This is a genomic window from Streptomyces sp. NPDC002573 (genome assembly GCF_042889625.1).
Taxonomy (GTDB): domain Bacteria; phylum Actinomycetota; class Actinomycetes; order Streptomycetales; family Streptomycetaceae; genus Streptomyces; species Streptomyces gibsoniae.
This window is the reverse complement of record NZ_JBIARC010000012.1, coordinates 105607-128248: the sequence shown is the minus strand read 5'-3', so window position 1 is coordinate 128248 and position 22642 is coordinate 105607. Positions and strand designations below refer to the sequence as shown.

General features: G+C 70.3%; 14 protein-coding genes and 1 tRNA gene. 12 read left to right on the top strand and 3 right to left on the bottom strand.

Annotated elements, in window-relative coordinates:
- Window positions 1–65 precede the first annotated feature (65 nt).
- The 11 genes from bldG to ACFYX0_RS14485 all read left to right on the top strand — a co-directional run bounded on the left by bldG (window position 66) and on the right by ACFYX0_RS14485 (window position 16844).
- Window positions 66–407: an anti-sigma factor antagonist BldG gene (gene bldG, locus ACFYX0_RS14535; RefSeq protein WP_010986038.1), complete on the top strand. Its 342-nt coding sequence runs from the start codon at window positions 66–68 to the stop codon at window positions 405–407.
- A 104-nt stretch (window positions 408–511) separates the two neighbouring features.
- Complete coding sequence (locus ACFYX0_RS14530; protein WP_311694856.1) at window positions 512–949, top strand: ATP-binding protein; 438 nt, start codon at window positions 512–514, stop codon at window positions 947–949.
- Window positions 950–1268: 319 nt separating this feature from the next.
- The gene (locus ACFYX0_RS14525; protein ID WP_388970225.1) at window positions 1269–3671 is read left to right on the top strand and encodes a sodium-translocating pyrophosphatase; all 2403 of its coding nucleotides are present in this window, start codon (window positions 1269–1271) and stop codon (window positions 3669–3671) included.
- Between the two features lie 220 nt (window positions 3672–3891).
- A complete protein-coding gene (locus ACFYX0_RS14520; protein WP_388970223.1) occupies window positions 3892–4500 on the top strand; it encodes a small secreted protein in 609 nt (202 codons plus the stop codon).
- A gap of 55 nt (window positions 4501–4555) precedes the next feature.
- Window positions 4556–6085: a methyltransferase gene (locus ACFYX0_RS14515; RefSeq protein ID WP_388970221.1), complete on the top strand. Its 1530-nt coding sequence runs from the start codon at window positions 4556–4558 to the stop codon at window positions 6083–6085.
- 559 nt (window positions 6086–6644) lie between these two features.
- Window positions 6645–6842, top strand: a complete 198-nt coding sequence (locus tag ACFYX0_RS14510; RefSeq protein WP_355917482.1) for a hypothetical protein — start codon at window positions 6645–6647, stop codon at window positions 6840–6842.
- A gap of 255 nt (window positions 6843–7097) precedes the next feature.
- Window positions 7098–9956, top strand: a complete 2859-nt coding sequence (gene topA, locus ACFYX0_RS14505; RefSeq protein WP_388970219.1) for a type I DNA topoisomerase — start codon at window positions 7098–7100, stop codon at window positions 9954–9956.
- A 241-nt stretch (window positions 9957–10197) separates the two neighbouring features.
- A complete protein-coding gene (gene tmk / locus ACFYX0_RS14500) occupies window positions 10198–13410 on the top strand; it encodes a dTMP kinase (RefSeq protein ID WP_388970217.1) in 3213 nt (1070 codons plus the stop codon).
- A 245-nt stretch (window positions 13411–13655) separates the two neighbouring features.
- Window positions 13656–14861 (top strand): DNA polymerase III subunit delta', encoded by a 1206-nt coding sequence (locus tag ACFYX0_RS14495; protein ID WP_388970215.1) that lies wholly within the window; start codon window positions 13656–13658, stop codon window positions 14859–14861.
- Between the two features lie 143 nt (window positions 14862–15004).
- A complete protein-coding gene (locus ACFYX0_RS14490; RefSeq protein WP_388970213.1) occupies window positions 15005–16660 on the top strand; it encodes an alpha/beta hydrolase in 1656 nt (551 codons plus the stop codon).
- 107 nt (window positions 16661–16767) lie between these two features.
- Window positions 16768–16844, top strand: a tRNA-Thr gene (locus ACFYX0_RS14485).
- A 495-nt stretch (window positions 16845–17339) separates the two neighbouring features.
- On the opposite strand, the gene ACFYX0_RS14480 is transcribed toward ACFYX0_RS14485, so the two are convergent.
- From ACFYX0_RS14480 to ACFYX0_RS14470, 3 genes are all read right to left on the bottom strand, one after another.
- Complete coding sequence (locus ACFYX0_RS14480; protein ID WP_388970212.1) at window positions 17340–19565, bottom strand: hypothetical protein; 2226 nt, start codon at window positions 19563–19565, stop codon at window positions 17340–17342.
- Complete coding sequence (locus tag ACFYX0_RS14475) at window positions 19562–20248, bottom strand: ABC transporter ATP-binding protein (protein ID WP_388970210.1); 687 nt, start codon at window positions 20246–20248, stop codon at window positions 19562–19564. Before ACFYX0_RS14475 ends, ACFYX0_RS14480 begins: the two co-directional genes overlap by 4 nt.
- Window positions 20249–20413: 165 nt before the next feature.
- On the bottom strand, window positions 20414–20743 hold the full coding sequence (locus ACFYX0_RS14470; RefSeq protein WP_388970208.1) for a hypothetical protein: 330 nt from the start codon (window positions 20741–20743) through the stop codon (window positions 20414–20416).
- Window positions 20744–21011: 268 nt separating this feature from the next.
- Here ACFYX0_RS14470 and ACFYX0_RS14465 point away from each other — a divergent pair, with 268 nt between their 5' ends.
- The gene (locus ACFYX0_RS14465; RefSeq protein ID WP_388970206.1) at window positions 21012–22460 is read left to right on the top strand and encodes a hypothetical protein; all 1449 of its coding nucleotides are present in this window, start codon (window positions 21012–21014) and stop codon (window positions 22458–22460) included.
- The last annotated feature ends 182 nt before the right edge of the window (window positions 22461–22642 follow it).

The window sequence follows — 22642 nt, the reverse complement described above, 5'->3', positions numbered from 1 at the left end:
CGTCCTGGGGCTCTGCCGAGGTGTCCCGTGGGGCGACCGCTCGATAGCAAGGTGCTGGAGGATCCGTGGACCTGTCCCTGTCGACCCGTACCGTCGGCGATCGTACGGTCGTCGAGGTCGGTGGCGAAATCGACGTATATACCGCGCCCAAGCTGCGCGAGCAGCTGGTCGAGCTGGTGAACGACGGGAATTTCCACCTCGTCGTCGACATGGAGGGCGTGGACTTCCTCGACTCCACCGGGCTTGGCGTGCTGGTGGGCGGCTTGAAGCGTGTGCGGGCCCATGAGGGCTCCCTGCGCCTGGTGTGCAACCAGGAGCGCATTCTCAAGATCTTCCGCATCACCGGTCTCACCAAGGTGTTCCCGATCCACACCTCGGTCGAGGAAGCGGTAGCGGCCACCGACTGACCCGCTTCCGGGCCGCAGGGCCCGGACGGCTGAAGTTAAGAGCGGGGGACCGGGCCCTGTCGGCCCGGCCCCCTGATCGCACGCCCGAGTTCCGAGGGGGATGCATGGCCACCGTTGAACTCCGCTTCAGCGCGCTGCCCGAGCACGTCAGGACCGCCCGTCTGGTGGCGGCAGCGGTGGCGCGCAGGGCCGGAGTGGAGGAGGCCGTACTCGACGAGGTCAGGCTCGCCGTCGGCGAAGCCTGCACCCGGGCCGTCGGACTGCACCAGAGCAACGGCATCTCGGCGCCGGTGCGGGTGCTGCTGACCGAGGAGGAGAAGCAGTTCTCCATCGAGGTCGGTGACGAGGCGCCCCACCTGGTGCCCGGCGACAAGGCGTCCGGCGCGTCCGGTGCCGTCGACGACGCCGAGGCCGAGGAGGACGAGATGGGCCTCGCGGTCATCAGCGGCCTCGTGGACGACGTCGAGGTGTCCACCGGGGAGAACGGCGGACTGATCAGGATGAGCTGGCCGACCACGCCGCCCGCCACGCTCCCGGCCTGACAGGTCTCGTACGTCTCCCTCTTCCCGTAGCGGTCGTTACGGTTTCAAGGGCCCTGCCGTGTGCAGGGCCCTTGTTTTTGTACAGTCGCGCCCGCTATTCGTGAATTCCTTCACGATCAATCGCGCGATAATTTGATCAAGCACTGATCCAGTCAATGCCTTTGGGGCATTACCTCTTTCGGGTTCTGTGTCTCACGTGCGATCTTTTACTGAAGAGCATGTGAAGGCCAATTCCGCTTACCGCGCACTGTTTTGATCAGGTCCCGGTACCTACAATCCGTCCACATCTTGAGCTCAGCCCAAGCGTCAAGGAGGACGAATGGCGGGGCTTTCTACCCCTCAACAGTTTGACCATCCCACAACCCTCGCAGCGGCCGTACTGACCGACAGCAACCGCCTGATCGTGATCGCGATCGGGGTGGTCGCCCTCGCGGCCCTCGTGGTCGCCGGGATTCTGGTGCGCCAGGTACTCGCGGCGGGCGAGGGCACCGACAGCATGAAAAAGATCGCCGCGGCGGTCCAGGAAGGCGCCAACGCCTATCTGGCCCGGCAGCTTCGCACGCTCGGCGTATTCGCCGTGGTCGTGTTCTTCCTGCTCATGCTGCTGCCCGCGGACGACTGGAATCAGCGTGCCGGACGGTCGGTGTTCTTCCTGATCGGTGCGGCGTTCTCGGCGGCCACCGGCTATATCGGCATGTGGCTCGCCGTACGCAGCAATGTGCGGGTCGCCGCCGCGGCCCGCGAGGCGACCCCGGCGAAGGGCGAGCCCGAGAAGGACCTCACCACCGTTTCGCACCGAGCCATGAAGATCGCTTTCCGCACGGGTGGCGTCGTCGGCATGTTCACGGTGGGGCTCGGTCTGCTGGGCGCCTCCTGCGTGGTGCTGGTGTACGCGGCGAACGCCCCGAAGGTCCTGGAGGGCTTCGGTCTCGGCGCGGCCCTGATCGCCATGTTCATGCGTGTCGGCGGCGGCATCTTCACCAAGGCCGCCGACGTCGGCGCCGACCTGGTCGGCAAGGTCGAGCAGGGCATTCCGGAGGACGACCCGCGTAATGCCGCGACCATCGCCGACAACGTGGGCGACAACGTCGGCGACTGTGCGGGCATGGCGGCCGACCTTTTCGAGTCGTACGCCGTGACGCTGGTGGCCGCGCTGATCCTCGGGAAGGCCGCGTTCGGCAACTCGGGGCTGGCGTTCCCGCTGATCGTGCCCGCGATCGGGGTCGTGACCGCGATGATCGGCATCTTTGCGGTGGCGCCGCGGCGTGCGGACCGCAGCGGCATGTCCGCGATCAACCGGGGCTTCTTCATCTCGGCGGTGATCTCGCTGGCGCTGGTCGCCGCGGCCGTCTACGCCTATCTGCCGTCGTCGTACGCCGGCCTCAAGGGCATCTCCGACGCGGCGATCCGGGCCAAGGACGGCGACCCGCGGATCCTCGCACTCGTCGCGGTGGCCATCGGCATCGTGCTCGCCGCGCTGATCCAGCAGCTGACCGGCTACTTCACCGAGACCACCCGCCGCCCGGTGCGGGACATCGGCAAGACCTCGCTGACCGGACCCGCGACCGTCGTCCTCGCCGGTATCTCCCTCGGCCTGGAATCGGCCGTCTACACGGCGCTGCTGATCGGGCTCGGCGTGTACGGAGCGTTCCTGCTGGGCGGCACGTCGATCATGCTCGCGCTGTTCGCGGTGGCGCTGGCAGGCACGGGTCTGCTCACCACGGTCGGCGTGATCGTCGCCATGGACACCTTCGGGCCGGTCTCCGACAACGCGCAGGGCATCGCCGAGATGTCCGGCGACGTCGAGGGCGCGGGCGCGCAGGTGCTCACCGACCTGGACGCCGTGGGCAACACGACCAAGGCGATCACCAAGGGCATCGCCATCGCCACCGCCGTTCTCGCCGCCTCGGCGCTCTTCGGCTCGTACCGCGACGCGATCACCACGGCCGCACAGGACGTGGGCGCGAAGGTCGGCGACGGCGGACCGATGAGCCTGGTCATGGACATCTCGCAGCCCAACAACCTGGTCGGCCTCATCGTGGGCGCGGCGGTCGTCTTCCTCTTCTCGGGGCTGGCGATCAACGCCGTGTCGCGGTCCGCCGGCGCGGTGGTCTACGAGGTGCGACGGCAGTTCCGTGAGAAGCCCGGGATCATGGACTACACGGAGAAGCCGGAGTACGGCAGGGTCGTGGACATCTGCACCAAGGACGCCCTCAGGGAACTGGCCACCCCCGGTCTGCTCGCCGTCATGGCGCCCATCGCCCTCGGCTTCACACTGGGCGTCGGCGCGCTCGGGGCGTACCTCGCGGGCGCGATCGGCACCGGCACGCTGATGGCGGTCTTCCTGGCCAACTCGGGCGGTGCCTGGGACAACGCCAAGAAGCTCGTCGAGGACGGGCACCACGGCGGCAAGGGCAGCGACGCGCATGCCGCGACGGTGATCGGCGACACGGTCGGCGACCCCTTCAAGGACACCGCGGGCCCGGCGATCAACCCCCTGCTGAAGGTGATGAACCTGGTGTCGCTGCTCATCGCGCCGGCGGTGATCAAGTTCTCGTACGGCAGCGACAAGAGTCTCGGCGTCCGGATCCTGGTCGCGGTCCTCGCCCTTGCCGTGATCGCGACTGCTGTCTACATCTCCAAGCGGCGTGGAATCGCCGTGGGTGACGAAGAGAACGCCGAGCGGGTCAGCAAGTCACCCGACGCGGCGGTGGTTTCGTAGCGGGCCACACGGCACCCGCTTTTCCGCCTGGTCAGGTACGGGACAAAAGGGCGGGCGTACGGCGCTCATCGCGAGCCTGTACGCCCGCCCTGTCCGTGTTCATGCCTCTCTGCGTGACCCTTCTCTCTCTTGGTGTAAATGCCTGCAAGGGCGGTCATCAGCGACAATCGCCACGCGGCCGTCGCCCGGTTGGCGTGTATCTTCCGGGGCCGAGAGAGCCATGGAAGGGACCGATCCGGTGAACAAGAAGCTCGCAGCCGCACTGTCCGGCGGTGCGGTACTGGTACTGGCACTGTCGGGATGCACCAGCGGCAGCAAGAGCAGCGTCAGCGAGGACAAGCTCGGGACCTGGGCCAAGCAGGTCTGCGACGCGGTGCAGCCCCAGGCGAAGAAGATCGCCGACGCCAGCACCGCGATCCAGAAGCAGACCTCGGACAACAGCACGCCCGAGCAGGTCCAGAAGACGGACTCCCAGGCCTTCCAGGACATGTCCGACGCCTACAAGGCGATCAGCGCGGGCGTCGAGAGGGCGGGCGCGCCCGAGGTCGACAGCGGCGCGGCCAAGCAGAAGAACGCGGTCCAGGAGCTCAACAGCATCTCCACGGCGTACGCCGGCCTCCAGAAGCAGATGGACGGGCTGAACACGAAGGACCAGGCGAAGTTCGCCGACGGGCTCAAGGGGATCGCGACCCAGCTCGACAAGCTGAGCAAGAGCGGGAACGACGCGCTCAAGCAGCTGGAGGCGGGCGAGGTCGGCGTGGCGATGACGAAGCAGGCGAGCTGCAAGAGCGCCTCCACGTCCGCCTCGGCCCCGGCGACGACCGGCTGAACGTCGCGTTCCGGGTGGCCGGTGCTGCCGTCAGGGCCGGCCACCCCGCGCCACAATGGGGGGCGTGAGTAACCCCAGTCTGTCCACGCTGCCCTCCACCGATCGAGCCGACGTCACCGCACAGCTGCGGGACGCCCTGCTGGCGGCCTCCTTCACGGCCGACGGGCTGCTCGAACTGCTCGGTGCGCCCGCGTACGCTGCGCTCGCCCGGAGCGAGACCGTGCCCGCACTCCGGGCCACCCGCGGGGACACACCGCTGGAGACCCTCGTCCGGCTGTTTCTGCTGCAACAGCCGGTGCCGCACGCGCGCGTGGCGGGCGTTCTGCCCGTCGACGAGTGCGTGGACGCCGGCTGGCTGGCACGCACCGGGGGCGACGAGCTCGCCGCGACCGTGGACGTCCGGCCGTACGGCGGATCCGACGGCGAGGACTGGTTCATCGTCTCCGACCTGGGGTGCGCGGTCGGCGGGGCGGGCGGCATCGGCAGCCGGGACGAGCAGGTCGTCCTGGGGGTCGGCGGAGCCTCCACGACCCTTGCCGGGATCACCGTGCGTACCCCCGTCGGCTCCGCCCTCGACCTCGGCACCGGTTCCGGGATCCAGGCGCTGCACGCCGCCCAGCACGCCACGCGCGTGACGGCGACCGACGTCAACCCGAGGGCCCTGCACATCGCCGCGCTGACCCTGGAGCTGTCCGGCGCCCCGGCCGCGGATCTGCGCCAGGGCTCGCTGTTCGAGCCGATCCGGGACGAGGAGACATACGACCTGATCGTCTCCAACCCGCCCTTCGTGATCTCGCCGGGCGCCCGGCTCACCTACCGCGACGGCGGGATGGGCGGGGACGATCTGTGCCGCACGCTCGTTCAGATGTCGGGGGAGCGGCTGAACGAGGGCGGGTTCGCGCAGTTCCTCGCCAACTGGCAGCACGTGGAAGGGGAGGACTGGCAGGACCGGCTGCGCTCATGGGTGCCGCGCGGCTGTGACGCATGGATCGTGCAGCGCGAGGTCCAGGACGTCACGCAGTACGCCGAGTTGTGGCTGCGGGACGCGGGCGACCACCGCGGCGACACGGCGGAGTACCAGGGACGCTACGACGTCTGGCTCGACGAGTTCGAGGCACGCAAGGTCCGCGCGGTGGGCTTCGGCTGGATCGCGCTGCACCGGACGGACGCCGCCGAGCCGTCGATCACCGTCGAGGAGTGGCCGCACCCGGTGGAACAGCCGCTGGGCGCCACGGTGCGCGCGCACTTCGACCGTGTCGACTATCTGCGGGAGCACGACGACGCGGCCCTGCTCGCCGGGCACTTCAGGCTCGCCGCCGAGGTGGTGCAGGAGCAGGTCGGGCTGCCCGGCGCGGAGGACCCCGAGCATGTCGTGCTGCGCCAGAACCGCGGGATGCGGCGTGCCACGAAGGTGGACACGGTCGGTGCCGGCTTCGCCGGCGTCTGCGACGGCACGCTGAGCGCGGGGCGGATCCTCGACGCCATCGCTCAACTCGTCGGCGAGGACCCCGTGTTGCTGCGCGACCGGACCCCCGCACAGATCCGGCTGCTGGTTGAGCAGGGGTTCCTGGAGCCGGCGCGCTAGCCAGGGCGGCGGGCGCGATCGCCGGGCGCGCACGGCGCACTGGGCCGTACCCGTTCGGGTGCTCGCGCCCGCGCACCCGTCAGATCGCTCGCCACGATGAGGGTCCGTACCCGGGGCGGAGAGGCGCGAGCCGGGGCTCCGAGGGCGTGAAACCGGCCAACATCCGCCGGGCGCAACCCGATTCGCGCGTCCCGCACACGCGCGTGCTGCCGCGGAGGCCAGGCGGATGCGGCGCGGGAGCAGCCTCGGAGCCGTACGCGTCCGGCTCGCACGGCGTACGGCCTCGGGGTCTTTCGAGCCCGGTCCACGCCCTGGTCCACGAGCCAGGTCCGCGAGTCAGGGCTACGAGCCCGGTCTACGGTCCGTAATCCACGAGCCCCGGGCTCCGCGATCCCGGGACCAACCGTCCCGGGTTCCCGCGCCAGGGACCGTGCCAGGGGGGCGTATGGGTGACGTATCGCGCTTCGGCCGCCGCGCGTTCACCCCGGATTCGTGCACCCGCCTCCCGGATGTGTCAGCCTCCCGTCGCTGGGCATTGCGGGAACGAAGGGAGCGGGACATGGAGAGCGGACCGGCGATCTTCGCGGGTACGGTGTTCGCCCTGTTCGGGGCCGGGCTGCTGACCTGGACCGCGACCCGGCTGTACCGCCGCGAGCCCGTTGCCGAGGGTGTGAGCCGCGTCGCATCCGCCACCCTCGCGAGCGTCGTCGCCCTGGCCGCGCTCGCCGCCGGGGCCTGGTGCCTCACGCGCCTCTGACTTCACGGTTCCCGGTCGTCCGCCGACCGGGTCCCCGGTAACTGAGAGATCACACTCCGGATAGGGCCGAAAGGGCTGTCCGCCACTCCGGGCGGCAGGAATGCCGGTAGTCGGGTTACCGTTCGAGTGGCCGTTGCGGGCTTTTCCCGTTTGACACGGGGGCGGGATGTACCGTCACACTCCGCAGCGTCACCATGACCCGACCCCGGGACGAAGGCCTGGGGAGGCCGAAGTCGACCGGAGAGAAGAGCGAAGTTGTCCCCGACCAGCGAGACCGCACAGGGCGGTCGCCGACTCGTCATCGTCGAGTCGCCTGCCAAGGCGAAGACGATCAAGGGCTACCTCGGCCCCGGCTACACCGTCGAGGCGAGTGTCGGGCACATCCGCGACCTTCCGAACGGCGCCGCGGAGGTGCCGGAGAAGTACACGGGTGAGGTACGCCGCCTCGGCGTCGACGTCGAACACGACTTCCAGCCGATCTACGTCGTCAACGCCGACAAGAAGGCGCAGGTCAAGAAGCTCAAGGACCTGCTGCGGGACTCCGACGAGCTCTTCCTCGCCACCGATGAGGACCGCGAGGGCGAGGCCATCGCCTGGCACCTCCAGGAGGTGCTGAAGCCGAAGGTCCCGGTCAAGCGGATGGTCTTCCACGAGATCACCAAGGACGCGATCCAGCAGGCCGTGCGCAATCCGCGCGAGCTGAACCAGAAGCTCGTGGACGCCCAGGAGACCCGCCGTATCCTCGACCGCCTCTACGGCTACGAGGTCTCGCCGGTCCTGTGGAAGAAGGTCATGCCGCGGCTGTCGGCGGGCCGTGTGCAGTCCGTGGCGACCCGCCTGGTCGTGGAGCGGGAACGGGACCGCATGGCGTTCCGCTCCGCCGAGTACTGGGACCTGACCGGCACCTTCGGCACCGGCCGCGCGGGCGACCCGTCCGACCCGTCGACCCTGGTGGCACGGCTCACGACCGTCGACGGCAAGCGCGTCGCCCAGGGCCGCGACTTCGACTCGCTGGGTCGGCTGAAGAGCGCGAACACCCTGCACCTCGACGAACAGAACGCCCGCGCGCTGGCCGCCGCCCTGGAGAACACCCGGTTCTCGGTCCGCTCGGTCGAGTCCAAGCCGTACCGCCGTTCGCCGTACGCGCCGTTCCGTACGACGACGCTGCAGCAGGAGGCCAGCCGCAAGCTCGGCTTCGGCGCGAAGGCCACCATGCAGATCGCGCAGAAGCTGTACGAGAACGGCTTCATCACGTACATGCGTACGGACTCCACGACCCTCTCGGACACGGCGGTCACCGCCGCCCGCGCCCAGGTCACGCAGCTGTACGGGGCGAACTACCTGCCCGAGCAGCCGCGCACCTACGCGGCCAAGGTCAAGAACGCGCAGGAGGCGCACGAGGCGATCCGTCCCTCGGGTGATCGTTTCCGCACCCCCGCGGAGACGGGTCTGACCGGCGACCAGTTCAAGCTCTACGAGCTCATCTGGAAGCGGACCGTCGCCTCCCAGATGAAGGACGCCACCGGTAACTCGGTCACCATCCGCATCGGTGGCACCGCCGCCGACGGACGGGACGCCGAGTTCAGCGCGTCCGGCAAGACGATCACCTTCCACGGCTTCCTGAAGGCCTACGTCGAGGGTGCCGACGACCCGAACGCGGAGCTGGACGACCGCGAGCGCCGGCTGCCGCAGGTCGCCGAGGGCGACGCGCTGACCGCCGAGGAGATCACCGCCGACGGCCACTCGACCAAGCCTCCGGCCCGCTACACCGAGGCGTCGCTGGTCAAGGAGTTGGAAGAGCGCGAGATCGGCCGCCCGTCGACGTACGCGTCGATCATCGGCACGATCCTCGACCGCGGCTATGTGTTCAAGAAGGGCACGGCCCTCGTGCCGTCCTTCCTGTCCTTCGCCGTGGTCAACCTGCTGGAGAAGCACTTCGGGCGGCTCGTCGACTACGACTTCACCGCCAAGATGGAGGACGACCTCGACCGCATCGCGCGCGGCGAGGCCAAGGCCGTGCCGTGGCTGAAGCGGTTCTACTTCGGCGAGGGCACGGTCGAGGGCGTCGCCGCGGACGCCGGCAACGGCGACGGCGACCACCTCGGCGGTCTCAAGGAACTGGTGACCGACCTGGGCGCGATCGACGCGCGCGAGGTGTCGTCGTTCCCCGTCGGCAACGACATCGTGCTGCGCGTCGGCCGCTACGGCCCGTACATCGAGCGGGGCGAGAGGGACTCCGAGGAGCACCAGCGCGCCGACATCCCGGCCGACCTGGCGCCGGACGAACTGACCGTCGAGCTGGCCGAGGAACTGCTCGCCAAGCCGAGCGGCGAGCGCCCGCTGGGCACGGACCCGGAGACGGGCCGTCCGATCGTCGCCAAGGACGGCCGCTACGGCCCGTACGTCACGGAGATCCTCCCCGAGGGCACCCCGAAGACGGGCAAGAACGCGATCAAGCCGCGCACGGCCTCGCTGTTCAAGTCGATGTCCTTGGACACGGTGACCCTCGACGACGCGCTGCAGCTGATGTCCCTGCCGCGGATCGTCGGCGCGGACGCCGACGGCCAGGAGATCACCTCGCAGAACGGGCGCTACGGCCCGTACCTGAAGAAGGGCACGGACTCGCGGTCGCTGCAGTCCGAGGACCAGATCTTCACGATCACGCTGGAGGAGGCGCTGGCGATCTACGCCCAGCCGAAGCAGCGGGGTCGCGCGGCCGCCAAGCCGCCGCTGAAGGAGCTGGGCGAGGACCCGGTCAGCGGGAAGCCCGTCGTCGTGAAGGACGGCCGCTTCGGGCCCTACGTCACCGACGGCGAGACCAACGCCACCCTGCGTTCGAGCGACAGCGTCGAGACCATCACGCCGGAGCGCGGCTTCGAGCTGCTCGCGGAGAAGCGCGCCAAGGGGCCCGCCAAGAAGACGGCGAAGAAGGCCCCCGCGAAGAAGGCGCCGGCGAAGAAGACGGCGTCGACGGCGGCGAAGAAGACGGCCGCTAAGAAGACGACGGCGGCCAAGAAGACGACGGCGGCCAAGACGACTGTGAAGAAGACAACTGCGAAGAAGACCGCGGCCGAGAGGATGACGGCGGCCTCGAAGGACAGTGCCGAGGACTGAGCCCGGTCCTCGTGCCTCGCGTGGGCGCCCTGCCGCAGATCGCCGCACGGGCGCCCTCTGGCGTTTCCCCGCACGGACGCCCTCCGGGCGTGTCTCCGCACGGGCGTCATCCGGACGGATTCCGCCGCCCACGCTCACATCGGCTTCGCGAAACGCACGCTCCTGCATCAGTTCGATGACATGCGGGCGCACGTTCGGGCGCCTGCCACGGGCTGTCCGTGGCTGCCGATAGGCTGAAAGCATGACGCGAGCCGAGCAGCCAACGGCCCAGAATCCGGCCCCCGACGACGCCCTGGTCGCAGATTCCCGCGAGCGCGCCGTCCGCGCCCTGCTGCGCCGACCGCAGCTGAAGCGGCTGTGGAGCGCCCAGCTCGTGGGCGGGGTGGGTGACGCCCTTGCCCTCTTTGTACTTGTCATGCTCGCTCTACAGGCGGCCATCACCCAGGGTTCCTTCGGGGGCGGATACCGGGGCGTGGCGTTCGTGATCGCGACCGTCTTCGGTGCGCGCATTCTCGCCATCGTGCTCTTCGGGGCCGTTCTCCTCGGCCCGCTCACCGCGCTGACCTCCAAGGAGGGACCGCTCGACCGCCGCTGGACCATGGTCGGGGCGGACGCCTTCAGGGCCGCCCTGCTGATCGTCGCCCCCCTGTGGATCGACTGGACGCCGGGCAACGCGCTGCCGGTCCTGCTGGTCACCGCCTTCGTCACCGGGGTCGCCGAGCGCTTCTGGACGGTGAGCCGCGAGAGCGCGGCGCCCGCCCTGCTGCCCACGCCGCCGCTGGAGGGCGCGACGGTGCGCCCGCTGCCGGACCACATGGACGCGCTGCGGCGCCTGTCGCTGCGTACGGGATTCGTGGCGGTGCCGCTGGCGGCCGCCGCCCTCGTCCTCGTGTCGCTCCTGAGCAACCTGCTGGGCACGGGCATCACCTGGTTCTCCCTGCACCAGGCGGCCCTGGCCTCGTATGTCGCGGCCGGTCTGTTCGCCGCCTCGCTGTCCGTCGTCAGCTCCCTCGAACTGCCCGACGCCCGCACCCCGCGCGCGCGGTCGCCGCTGGAGGGCCTGCGCCGCCCGCGGACGGGCTCGGGTGTCGACAAGGGCCGTACGGGCGCCATCCCGCTGCTGGTGCCGGCCTGCGCGGCCGTCGCCGGGGCCGTCGCGGCCGCCGTCGCCGTCTCCGTGCTGCTGGCCAAGGACCTGGGCGGCGGCCCGGTGACGTACGGCCTGCTGGTCCTCGCGCTGACCGGCGGCACGGTCGTCGGCATCCGTACGGCGCCCCGCATGCTGCCGTCGCTGTCGCGGCGCCGGCTGCTCGCCCTGGCGATCGCGTTCACCGGGGTCGCGCTGCTCGCCGGCGGGCTCGTCCCGGACGTCACCACCGTGCTGCTGATCGTGGCGCTCGCGGGCGTCGGGGCGGGTGTCTCGGCGAACACCGGGCACACACTGCTCGACCAGGAGACCGAGGACCACCGGCGGGGCAGGACCACCGAGCACCTCCAGGCGGTCGTACGGGTCTCCGTGGCGATCGGCGCTCTGGTGGCACCGGTGGTGGCAGGGGCGATCGGGCCGCACCGGCTGCAGAACGGCAAGTTCGTGTTCGAGCACGGGGGCGCCGCCTTCACCCTGATGCTGGTCGGCGCGCTGCTGCTGCCGGTGGCTGCGCTGGTCCTGGCCAAGGTCGACGACCGCTCCGGGGTGCCGCTGCGGCGCGACCTGCGCGACGCGCTGCGCGGCGACGACCCGGTGGAGGCGCCCGCCGAGAGCGGCTTCTTCATCGCTCTGGAGGGCGGTGACGGAGCCGGGAAGTCCACCCAGGCCGAGGCGCTCGCCGAGTGGATCCGGGCCAAGGGACACGAGGTCGTGCTGACCCGTGAGCCGGGGGCGACACCGGTCGGCAAGCGGCTGCGGTCGATCCTGCTGGACGTCTCCAGCGCCGGTCTGTCGCACCGAGCGGAGGCGCTGCTGTACGCGGCGGACCGCGCGGAGCACGTCGACACGGTCGTCCGGCCGGCCCTGGAGCGGGGCGCGGTCGTGATCTCCGACCGGTACATCGACTCGTCCGTGGCCTACCAGGGAGCGGGCCGGGATCTGTCCCCGACGGAGATAGCCCGGATCAACCGGTGGGCGACCAACGGTCTCGTCCCCCATCTCACCGTCCTGCTGGACGTGGCCCCCGAGACGGCGCGGGAGCGGTTCACCGAGGCGCCGGACCGGCTGGAGTCGGAGCCGGCCGAGTTCCACGCACGCGTACGGTCCGGTTTCCTCACGCTGGCCGCCGCCGACCCCGGCCGCTATCTGGTCGTCGACGCCGGTCAGGAGCCCGAGGCGGTCACGACGGTCATCCGTCACCAGCTCGACCGGCTGCTGCCGCTGTCCGAGGCCGAGGTGAAGGCCCAGGAGGAGGCGCGCCGCAAGGCCGAGGAGGAGGCGCGCCGCAAGGCCGAGGAAGAGGCCGCGCGCAAGGCCGAGGAGGAGCGGCTGGAGCGTGAGCGCCAGGAGCAGCTCGCCAAGCTCCGGGCCGAGGAGGAGGAGCGCAAGCAGCGCGAGCTGGAGGAGGCGCAGCGCCGCGAGGCGGAACGGCAGGCGGAGGAGGCCCGGCAGCGGGCCGAGGAAGCCCGTCGGCGCGCCGAGGAGGAGCAGGCACGCCTTCTCGCGGAGGAGCAGGCCAGGCAGGCCGAGGAGGCCCGGCGCAAGGCCGAGGAGGAGACGCGGCGCAGGCAGGCCGAGGAGGAGGCCCGGCTGCGGGCCGAAGCCGAGGAGCGCCGCCTGGAGAAGCAGCGCAAGGCCGAGGACGCGCTGCTGCGGGCCGAGGAGGCACGCCGGGCCGCGGCCGAGGCGGCGGCTTCGGCTGCTGCGGCGGCTTCGGGGACGGCTTCGGGTTCGGGTACGGCCGGCGGCGGTGCCGGAGCGTCCGGTTCCGGGGGCGGGGCCTCGCGGGGTTCCGGGGTCTCCCGGGCGGACAACGAGACCACCGTGCCCACGCCGCTCGTGACGCCGTCGAACGCGTCCGGTGGGCCCGCGGACGAGACCGCGGTCCTGCCGCCGGTCCGGCCGGTGGAGAGCGAGGCGGAGACCACGGCGAAGCTGCCGAGGCCGCCGGAGCCGCAGGGCGCCACCGACGAGACGGCGGTGCTGCCCCCGGTGGTGCCGGGCGCGGCCGACGAGACGGCCGTGCTGCCGCCCGTGCGGGACGGCGGCGCCGGCGATCCGGCGGACCGGGTGCCGCCGGGCTTCTTCCGGGACGAGCAGGCGGCACCGCGGCCCGACGGGACCGAGGACCGTACGCGGGAGCTGCCGCAGATGGACAGCGAGGGCCGTCCGCGGCGCCGGCCCCGTCCGGACTGGGCGGAGGAGACCCCGCTGGACGACCTCCCGAGCCTGGCGGACGAACTGCTCGGCTCCCGCGAGGACGAGGGCTGGGACGGCGACGATCGCGGGCGGGGCCGACGCGGCTGAGAGGGGCCGGGCGCCGCCGTGCCGCCGGGCGCGACCCGGGATGACGCCGACCGTCGGCTGCCCCGGTCGTCCGTAGTGGCCGGCTCTCCGTAGTGCCCGGCCGTCCGTGGTGGCCGGCCGTGCGCCGTGCCCGGCCGTCCGTGGTGGTGGGCAGCAGTGGCTGTCAGTAGTGGGGCGCACGGTTGTCAGTGGCGGCCCGCACAATGGATCGCGGCAGGGCGAGTACGACGGAAAGGCGGTGTCCCGTGACCGTGTGGGACGACCTCGTGGGGCAGGAGAAGGTGAGCGAGCAGCTCCGCGCGGCTGCCCGCGACGCCGACGCCCTCGTCACCGCGGCCGCCACCAACACCCCGCCGCCCGAGGCGTCGAAGATGACGCACGCCTGGCTGTTCACGGGCCCGCCCGGCGCGGGGCGTACGCAGACGGCGCGGGCCTTCGCCGCGGCGCTGCAGTGCGTCAGCCCCGACCGCGTACTCGGGGGCGCCCCCGGCTGCGGCTTCTGCGACGGCTGCCACACCGCCCTGGTCGGCACCCACGCGGACGTGACGACGGTCGCCGCCGTCGGCACGCAGATCCTCGCGGACGACATGCGCGACACGGTCCGCAAGTCGTTCACGTCGCCGGCGAACGGCCGCTGGCAGGTGATCCTCGTCGAGGACGCCGAGCGGCTGAACGAGAAGTCGGCCAACGCGGTCCTGAAGGCGGTGGAGGAACCCGCTCCGCGTACGGTCTGGCTGCTGTGCGCCCCGTCCCTGGAGGACGTCCTCCCGACGATCCGCTCCCGCTGCCGCCACCTCAATCTGCGCACCCCCTCCGTGGAGGCGGTCGCGGACATGCTCGTCCGGCGTGACGGCCTCGACCCGGAGGTCGCGTTCGCGGCGGCCCGCGCCACCCAGGGCCATGTCGACCGCGCCCGCCGACTGGCCACCGACGAGGGTGCCCGGGCCCGCCGGGCCGCCGTACTGAAGCTCCCGCTGCGGATCGACGACATCGGCGGCTGTCTCAAGGCGGCCCAGGAGCTGGTCGACGCGGCCACGGAGGACTCCAAGCAGCTCGCCGAGGAGATGGACGGCAAGGAGACCGAGGAGCTGAAGGCGGCGCTGGGCGCGGTGCAGGGAGGCCGGATGCCCCGCGGCACGGCAGGCGTGATGAAGGATCTGGAGGACAAGCAGAAGCGCCGTAGAACGCGTACGCAGCGCGACAGCCTGGACCAGGCCCTCACCGACCTCACCGGCTTCTACCGCGACGTCCTCGCCCTCCAGCTCGGCTCCCGCATCGCCCTGGCGAACGCGGACGCGGAGGACGCCCTGGAGCGCCTGGCCAGGGGCAGCACGCCCGAGTCGACGCTCCGTCGTATCGAGGCGATCGCCGCCTGCCGGGAGGCCCTGGACCGCAATGTGGCGCCCCTGCTGGCCGTGGAGGCGATGACGATGGCGCTCCGGGCCGGGTGAGCACGGGCCGAGGCGGTGCGGGGAGCTGACCGTACGCCCGCCCATGAGGGGGATACGGCCGCGGCGGATTGACGGTGTCACTCGTACGAAGGGCCGAGGCGACGGAGAGCGATCAGGTCATCTCGCAGAGTTACGCTCACGGAATGCAGACCAGGCGCATCACCGGACCGTCCCCCTCGCCCCGTTCCCGCCGCTCTCGCCGTCTCCGCTCCCGTCCGCTCCCCCTCCTCCGACTCCTCCGTCCACCCCAGGCGTTGCGGACGGGCGGTGCGCTGCTCGCCGTCGCGGCACTGCTCGCGTCGGCCTGCTCCGCCAGAGGCGCGACGACGGCGACGACATCGGACGCGGGGCTGGCCGCGCTGCCCCGGGCCACACCGGCGGCGCTCTCCTCGTACTACGCGCAGCGGCTGACCTGGAGTCCCTGCAAAGTCCCCGGCTTCGAGTGCGCCACGATGAAGGCGCCCCGCGACTACGACAAGCCGGCCGCGGGCGACGTGACCCTGGCCGTGGCCCGCAAACGGCCCAAGGGCCCCGGCAAGTCCCTCGGCTCGCTGTTGGTGAACCCGGGCGGCCCGGGCGGCTCGGCCGTCGGCTATCTGGAGCAGTACGCAGGCGCCGGCTACCCGGCGGAGATCCGCGCCCGCTACGACATCGTGGGCATGGACCCCCGCGGTGTGGGTCACAGCGAGCCGGTCGTCTGCCTCGACGGGCGCGAGATGGACGCGTACGCGCAGACCGACCTCACGCCCGACAACCAGGCGGAGGTGAACCGGCTCGTCGCCTCGGACAGGAAGTTCGCGGAGGGCTGCGGGCGGCACTCGGCGAGCCTGCTGCGGCATGTCTCGACGGTCGAGGCGGCCCGTGACATGGACATCCTGCGCGCGGTGCTGGGCGACCAGAAGCTGAGCTATGTGGGGGCGTCCTACGGGACGTTCCTCGGCGCGACGTACGCGGGGCTGTTCCCGGAGCGCGTGGGCCGGCTGGTGCTGGACGGCGCGATGGACCCGTCCCTGTCCGCCCGCAAGCTCAACGAGGACCAGACGGCGGGCTTCGAGACGGCCTTCCAGTCCTTCGCCAAGGACTGCGTCCGGCAGTCCATCTGTCCCCTGGGCGGCCGGGGTACGTCGCCGGCCAAGGTCGGCGACCATCTGAAGGCGTTCTTCGCCCAACTCGACGCCTCCCCCCTCGCGACGGGCGACGCCGGCGGCCGCAGGCTCGGTGAGGCCCTGGCCACGACCGGTGTGATCGCGGCGATGTACGACCAGGCGGCCTGGCCCCAGCTGCGCGAGGCGCTGGCCTCGGCGATCAAGCGCCACGACGGGGCCGCGCTGCTCGCCCTGTCCGACAGCTACTACGAGCGCGACGCGCACGGAAAGTTCGCGAACCTGATGTCCGCGAACGCGGCCGTGAACTGTCTGGACCTGCCGTCGGCGTTCTCCGGGCCGGCGGAGGTGGAGCAGGCGCTTCCGGCGTTCGAGAAGGCGTCGCCGGTCTTCGGGAAGGGTCTGGCCTGGTCGTCGCTGAACTGCGCGTACTGGCCGGTGCGGGCGACGGGCCGCCCCCACCGCATCACGGCCCAGGGCGCGGCGCCGATCGTGGTGGTCGGCACGACCCGGGACCCGGCGACCCCGTACCCTTGGGCGAAGGCCCTGGCCTCGCAGCTCTCCTCCGGCAGGCTCCTGACGTACGAGGGCGACGGACACACGGCGTACGGTCGCGGCAGCAAGTGCATCGACGCGGCGATCGACGCCTACTTGCTGCGGGGCACACCGCCGGCGAAGGGAAAGCACTGCTCGTAGCGCTCCCGACGCCCCCGGAGGCACTGCCTCCGGGGGGTGGTCGGAGCACCCACGGAAACTGTGTAGACTTACCGACGTTGCTGATCGCACCATAGTGCGGACGGCGCGCCGCCTTAGCTCAGATGGCCAGAGCAACGCACTCGTAATGCGTAGGTCTCGGGTTCGAATCCCGAAGGCGGCTCCATGGAAGGCCAGGCCAGACTCCATCTTACCTGGCCTTTTCTCATTCCCTTGATCGATTTCGGTCTATACCACTGCCCTGCGAGGCCCGTGCGAGGGCTGGATGGGTCCAAGACGGGACCGGAGCGGCTTACGCATTTGCAATGCGTAGGTCCCAGGTTTGAAGCGCGAGAGCGGATCCGGGCAAGGCGAGGCCAGATACCATCTGACCTGGCCTTCTCTCATTCTCTTGATCGACTTTTGGTCCAAGCCACTTGCCGTGGGCCTTGGCGAGGCGGCCCGATTGGCGCAATCTGGGGCCCGCGCGGGACCTCCGCCCGTCCTTCTGGTAGTCGGATTGGTTTCGCAACCCCGAGCTACCTGGAGGCACTGCCGTTATGCCCCGATCATTGCGGGATCACCCGAAAGTGGGGCGCGGCTCCTCGGAAAGTACCCGAACCACTCCCTGCCCTCCGTTGCGCCACAACTCGGCGCAACGGAGGGGCGCGGCCGGCGACTCCTACTCTCCGTAGGGGCGCCACCGGGCTGCCTGGCGGAGTGCCGCGCGGGCTCCCCACCACCAGGTGAGGAAGGCGAGGACGGCGAGTGCCGATGCGGTGGCGGACAACGTGGTGTCGGAGAGCCCGATGCCGTCAGCCGGGCTCTCCTGGGGAGCGGCGAGCCAGGACGCGACAATGACGCTGGTGGCGATTGCCGCCAGGAGCGGGGCGAGCAGAGCCCAAGCGGCGGCCGAGTAGTAGACCTTCCGCCGACCGGTCAGCACGCTCAGCGGCGCGACGAGGCGGCTGAAGTGCAGGAACTCGGCGAGATTGCCGAGGGCGGCGGCCAGAGCGACGATGAGGAGGCCCGGAACCCCGAAGAAGACGACCCATCTGCCATGGGCTACTCCGTTTCGCGCGCCCACCAGCCACCCTTCGCCGGGGAGCTCGGGGGTGACAGCCGCAACGGGAAGGTTGTCCCGCAGGAGCTGTTTGATCTGGTCGTAGGCCAGGTCCCGGCCATCGGAGGAGATCAGGACGAGGTTGCGCGGTGCCTTCTTCCAGTTGTCCGGGAGTACGTTTCCCTCATGTACGGCGACGCGTTCACCGGCCGGGATGGACCAGTGCACGGCTTCTGCGATCCGCAGGGCCACCTGGGTTGTGCCGGTCGTCGTGACCTGCTGGGAGCAAGGCAGTTCTACGGCCCGAAGAGCAGCGCAGGGGGCCTGGATAAGGGGGAGGCCCTTCGGGGCGGAGTCCGCCGGAGGGTACAGGGCGAGGCTTTCGGTGTTCTTTGGCAGTTGCCGTAGCGCGTCGGCGAACTGGTCCCGGGACAGCCTGGCGGGGTCGACCTGGAGGAGCACGACGCTGTGCCCGATGCGGTGTGCCGTGTCCTGAGCAGCCTCTGCGCTCTCGCCGAACTGTGAGTTCTTGAGTTGGACCTGACTGACCAGTACCAAGGCGACCCCTACTCCGGCGACCAGCCGAGCGGTCACCCCTGGATGCGCGGCGATGTGCCGCCCGGCGACCAGGGCCCCCGAACTGCCCGTCCGAGTGACCGAATTGGCGATCCAGGTCCCGGCCGCCCCGGCGCCGAGGGCAACCGCACAGGGGAAGGTGGCCAGGACTGCCACGACACCCGCGTTGTACAGCTTCATCCTGAGATCCGCGTACTGTGCGGGATCCAGGAGCGCCGGGCCCCACACAGTGGCGGAGATCAGCAGCGGACAGGCCATTGCCGCCCAGCGGATGACCTGTCTCTGACGAGCCGACAGCTGGATGGGCCGGGTGCTTCCCTGCTTGCCGGGTCGGTGCATCACACAGACCAGGAGCAGGGTGCCGGCAGCGCCCACACAGCCTGCCAGGGCGGCGGCCCACCACCAGTGACGCAGGTCGGCACCGGACAGCCAGTAGCCGATCCAGGGCAGACGAACGCGGGCAGTCGTCATCGCCAGGAGAGCCGGGAGCGTTCCCAACACCGCACCTGCCAGAACGGGAACCACCGATTCCCCGATGGTGAGACAGAGCCGATGGCGCGGGCTACCACCCAACGCACTGACCAAAGCGATGCGCTTGTCCCGGCCTGTCGACCCCATCCGCACGGCGACGACGGCCATCACACCAGACGGCAGCAGAATCAGATACAGCGCGGTCAGCAACTTGCCGCGGTCGGACACGAACAAGACATCGCCGGCAGGCAGCCCCCTCTCCGCTCCGAACCCAACGACAGCTGAGAATCCGGCCTTGTCCAGTTGTTTGTCCGTGGGGTTGACGTAGGCGTACCGCTCACCCGGGCTGGAGAGTCCGGATTCATGGATGATGCCGGCCACCTTGCCCAGTCTGGACGGCGCACCCTCGGCGCGCAGAGCCTGGTACAGCTGTGGTGACAGGACGGCCTCGCCCGGTGCGGGCCACCGGTCCAGCCCGGGCGGAAGAGGGGTGTTCCTGGAGAGCGGGCGAAGATAGACGAGGCTGTACTGGCGTCCTTCCGCTTCGTCGAAGTCGCTTCTGGCGACAGCCACTGCCGGACGGTCGGGAAACGCATCCTGGAACTGCAGTGCGCGCTCGCCCGTACGGTGTTCGATCCCGTCGTAGGCGGCGCACACCGCTGCCACGGCGGACAGTCCGAGGGCCAGTGAGGCTGCCGCGAGCAGCAGCGCGATGGCGCGCACCGCACCGTCGCCGTTGCGCCGTCCGGCAGCCCACCCCATGCGCAGCAGTTGGACGGAAAGGGGTGTTCTGCTCATGCCCGGCCCCCCACGGCGTACGGCGTCAACGTCGCTTGCCTGAGTTCCAGATGCCGGTCCGCCCTGCGGGCGACCTCGGCATCATGGGTTACCACGACCAGCGCGCAGTTCCACCGCCTGGGCACCGAGAACAGCAGCTCGGCCACGGTGTCCCTGGTGACCGAGTCCAGGGCACCGGTCGGTTCGTCGGCCAGCAGCAGCGCCGGCTCGTTCATCAGGGCGCGGGCGACCGCAGTTCGCTGCCGTTCGCCTCCGGAAAGCCGGCCGGTCGGTACTCCCTTGACGGGAACACCCAGCTCGACCAGCAGTTCCTCCGCCCTCTCATACGCCTGGCGCGTACCGTTGCCTGCCAGCAGAGCAGCCAGAGCGACGTTCTCCACGGGCGTCAGTTCCGGCAGCAGTTCACCGAACTGGAAAACAACTCCGATGTGGTTGCTGCGATGCCGTTCCAAGGCACGCCGCCGCATCCGCGTCACGTCAGCGCCGGCCACGTGCACCGAGCCCGAAGAAGGCTTGATCAGCCCCAGGACACACCCCAGCAGGGTGCTCTTGCCGCTACCGCTCGGACCGACGACCGCCACCGACTCGCCGGGGGCCACCTCGAGGTCCGCTCCATCCAGCAACACGCGGTCCGCAACCTCGTATCGCAGCCCGCGCACGGCAAGTACGGGCTCGTCCGGCATCACGCCGCTCATCCTCTTCCCCCAGGAAATATCCGCTCGGTCCGGCCGATCGCACGCGCGCCGGAAAGACGGTTGGGAGGCGCGTCGGTCTCACACGCCTCCCAACAATCAGGGCCTTTCACGCAGTGACTGGTCGGTCACTGCGCCATGGAGAGCCCAGAACTCCTAGCGGTACCACCTGCTGCACTCGTCGTCGTTGTCCTTCACCCAGTTGCAGGTACGCATCTGAGTGACCCTGCCGCCCTTGCCGCTCCAGGCGGTCGTGTTCTTGGCGCTCTTGTTCCACAGGTGGTACGGGTCGGACGGGTCCGTGGTCCGGTAGTAGTCGGTGTGCGCGTACTGGTCCGTGTAGATCGTCAGAGACACCTGCGAGTCGCTGGCGTGCGTTTCGGCATACGCCTTCGCGGAGGGCGAGTACGCGCTCAGCGCCATGGCGGGAGACGCCCCCAGCATCGCCACACCGGCGATCGCCAGTCCGATGACTGTCTTCTTCACTTGTGGTTCCCCTCGTTTCACGAAAATCTCGAAAAGATCTTCGAGGCGTGCACACTTTACATACATTGATCATGTAATGGGACGTCACAAGATCGGGTGCTCATGTGATTTGAACAACACGCCACATCTGCCCAACGGATGGCACCGATCGGGAGCTTTCATCGTCTGGAGTGTTGGTTCTGTTCATGACACCCAGCGAGGATCCGCCCACTTCATGGCATCTCACACAGCCGGACTACGGCATCGCCTGCCGGTCTGGCCGGTCCCTATGGTGTGGACTCTGGGCCTTGGCCTGTGGGGGCTGTCCCGGAAGCACAGCGTATGGCGGGACGAGGCCGCGACCTGGCAGGTGGCCCAGCGGTCGGCCGGCGAGATATGGCACATGCTGGGGCAGGTCGACGCCGTGCACGGGCTCTACTACCTCCTGATGCACGTCCTCTTCAAGTATTTCGGGCCCGGTACCACAACGCTGCGCCTGCCGTCCGTGCTCGCCATGGCCGCAGCCGCGGCCTGTGTGGCCGTCGTGGGCCGACGACTGGCGGGATTCTGGGCGGGCCTGGGAGGCGGGCTGGCCCTAGGGCTGATCCCGTCCGCGCAGTTCTTCCTTCAGGAAGGCCGCCCCTACGCACTGGTCGCGGCCGGTGCGGGAGGCGCGACGCTGCTTCTGGTCACCCTGCTTCAGCGGCACGGCGGGGCTGCGCGCTGGACGGCGTACGGCGGCGTGATCCTGCTGTGCGCGCTGCTGAACTGGCTGTCGCTGCTGATCCTGCCCGCGCATGCGGTGACCCTGGTCTGGACGCGGGCTCGCCCCGGCGAGTGGACGCGCTGGGCAGTGGCCTCGGCGTCCGCGGTGGTGTGCGCACTGCCGTTGATCCTGTTCAGCCGGGGGCAGTCCGATCAGCTTTCCTGGATACCGCCACTGACCTGGCACATGATGATCGGCCCGGCAGTCCTCCTGGCGATCGGCGGTCTCGGCGCCCTACTGGACCGGCCGCGGTCCGGCCGACTGTCCGTGGCGTCTGTCGGCCTCCCGATGCTGGCAGTGCCCCAGCTCGGGCTGATCAGCCTCTCCCTGATCCAGCCGCTGTTCGTGGACCGGTACATCCTGTTCAGCCTCCTCGGACTGGCGCTGCTGATCGGTACCGGGCTCGACGCGGCGGTACGGGCGGCCAGGCCGCGGTTCCCAAGAGCATCGAAGTGGCTCGTCCCTGCGGCGGTCGCCGTGGCGGTGGTTGCGCTGCTGCCGCAGTCGCTGGCCAAACGGTCCCCGGCGAGCAGGGTGGACGACGTCCTCGCGATAGCGGCTGATGTCCAGAGACTGAAGAACACCGGGGACGCGGTCCTCTTCGTCCCTGCGGCTCGGCGTGACACTGCGCTGGTCTCGCCCCGTGCCTTCGCCGGTCTGCGGGACATCGCATTGGCCGAGAGCCCGGTGGCTTCCGGGACGCTGAAGGGCGAGGAGGCCGGGCCGGCCCGCATTCGGGCCTCGATGCTGACCCAGCGGCGGATACTGCTGGTGACGGACGCGGCCCCGGTGGCCCGGCCGGTGTCGGGGCAGCGGGACAGGGTGAAGGCAGCCGTGTTGAGGGAGTACTTCACGATCGTGGCGGACGTGCAGGTCCGTGGGCGACGGGTGACGGTGTACGAGCGCCGGCTCCATGCCGGAAGTGGCCGCACGAGGCCGGGGCTCCACCCCGTCCACGGTCATTTGCCGTAGTCCACACTCTGCGTCGCAAGGGCCTTTGCGCTGGAGGCGCTTTCGGCTCGCCGCTGACTCGGAGGCCCGCCCGGCTGGTGCCGGGACAGCCCCCCGCGGGGACCCTCGTGGGTCCGAGATGGGTCCGGAAAGACGGTGAAACCCCGTGGATGATCAGCACGGCCCGGACGCTCCTGTGCTTA

What these genes read in the sequence shown, in the direction of transcription:
- tmk (WP_388970217.1), top strand. Translation starts at nt 10,198, where the DNA reads ATGACGCGAGCCGAGCAGCCAACGGCCCAGAATCCGGCCCCCGACGAC.
- ACFYX0_RS14525 (WP_388970225.1), top strand. Translation starts at nt 1,269, where the DNA reads ATGGCGGGGCTTTCTACCCCTCAACAGTTTGACCATCCCACAACCCTC.
- ACFYX0_RS14475 (WP_388970210.1), bottom strand. Translation starts at nt 20,248, where the DNA reads ATGCCGGACGAGCCCGTACTTGCCGTGCGCGGGCTGCGATACGAGGTT.
- ACFYX0_RS14510 (WP_355917482.1), top strand. Translation starts at nt 6,645, where the DNA reads ATGGAGAGCGGACCGGCGATCTTCGCGGGTACGGTGTTCGCCCTGTTC.
- ACFYX0_RS14480 (WP_388970212.1), bottom strand. Translation starts at nt 19,565, where the DNA reads ATGAGCAGAACACCCCTTTCCGTCCAACTGCTGCGCATGGGGTGGGCT.
- ACFYX0_RS14520 (WP_388970223.1), top strand. Translation starts at nt 3,892, where the DNA reads ATGGAAGGGACCGATCCGGTGAACAAGAAGCTCGCAGCCGCACTGTCC.
- ACFYX0_RS14465 (WP_388970206.1), top strand. Translation starts at nt 21,012, where the DNA reads ATGGTGTGGACTCTGGGCCTTGGCCTGTGGGGGCTGTCCCGGAAGCAC.
- ACFYX0_RS14515 (WP_388970221.1), top strand. Translation starts at nt 4,556, where the DNA reads ATGGGGGGCGTGAGTAACCCCAGTCTGTCCACGCTGCCCTCCACCGAT.
- ACFYX0_RS14490 (WP_388970213.1), top strand. Translation starts at nt 15,005, where the DNA reads ATGCAGACCAGGCGCATCACCGGACCGTCCCCCTCGCCCCGTTCCCGC.
- ACFYX0_RS14530 (WP_311694856.1), top strand. Translation starts at nt 512, where the DNA reads ATGGCCACCGTTGAACTCCGCTTCAGCGCGCTGCCCGAGCACGTCAGG.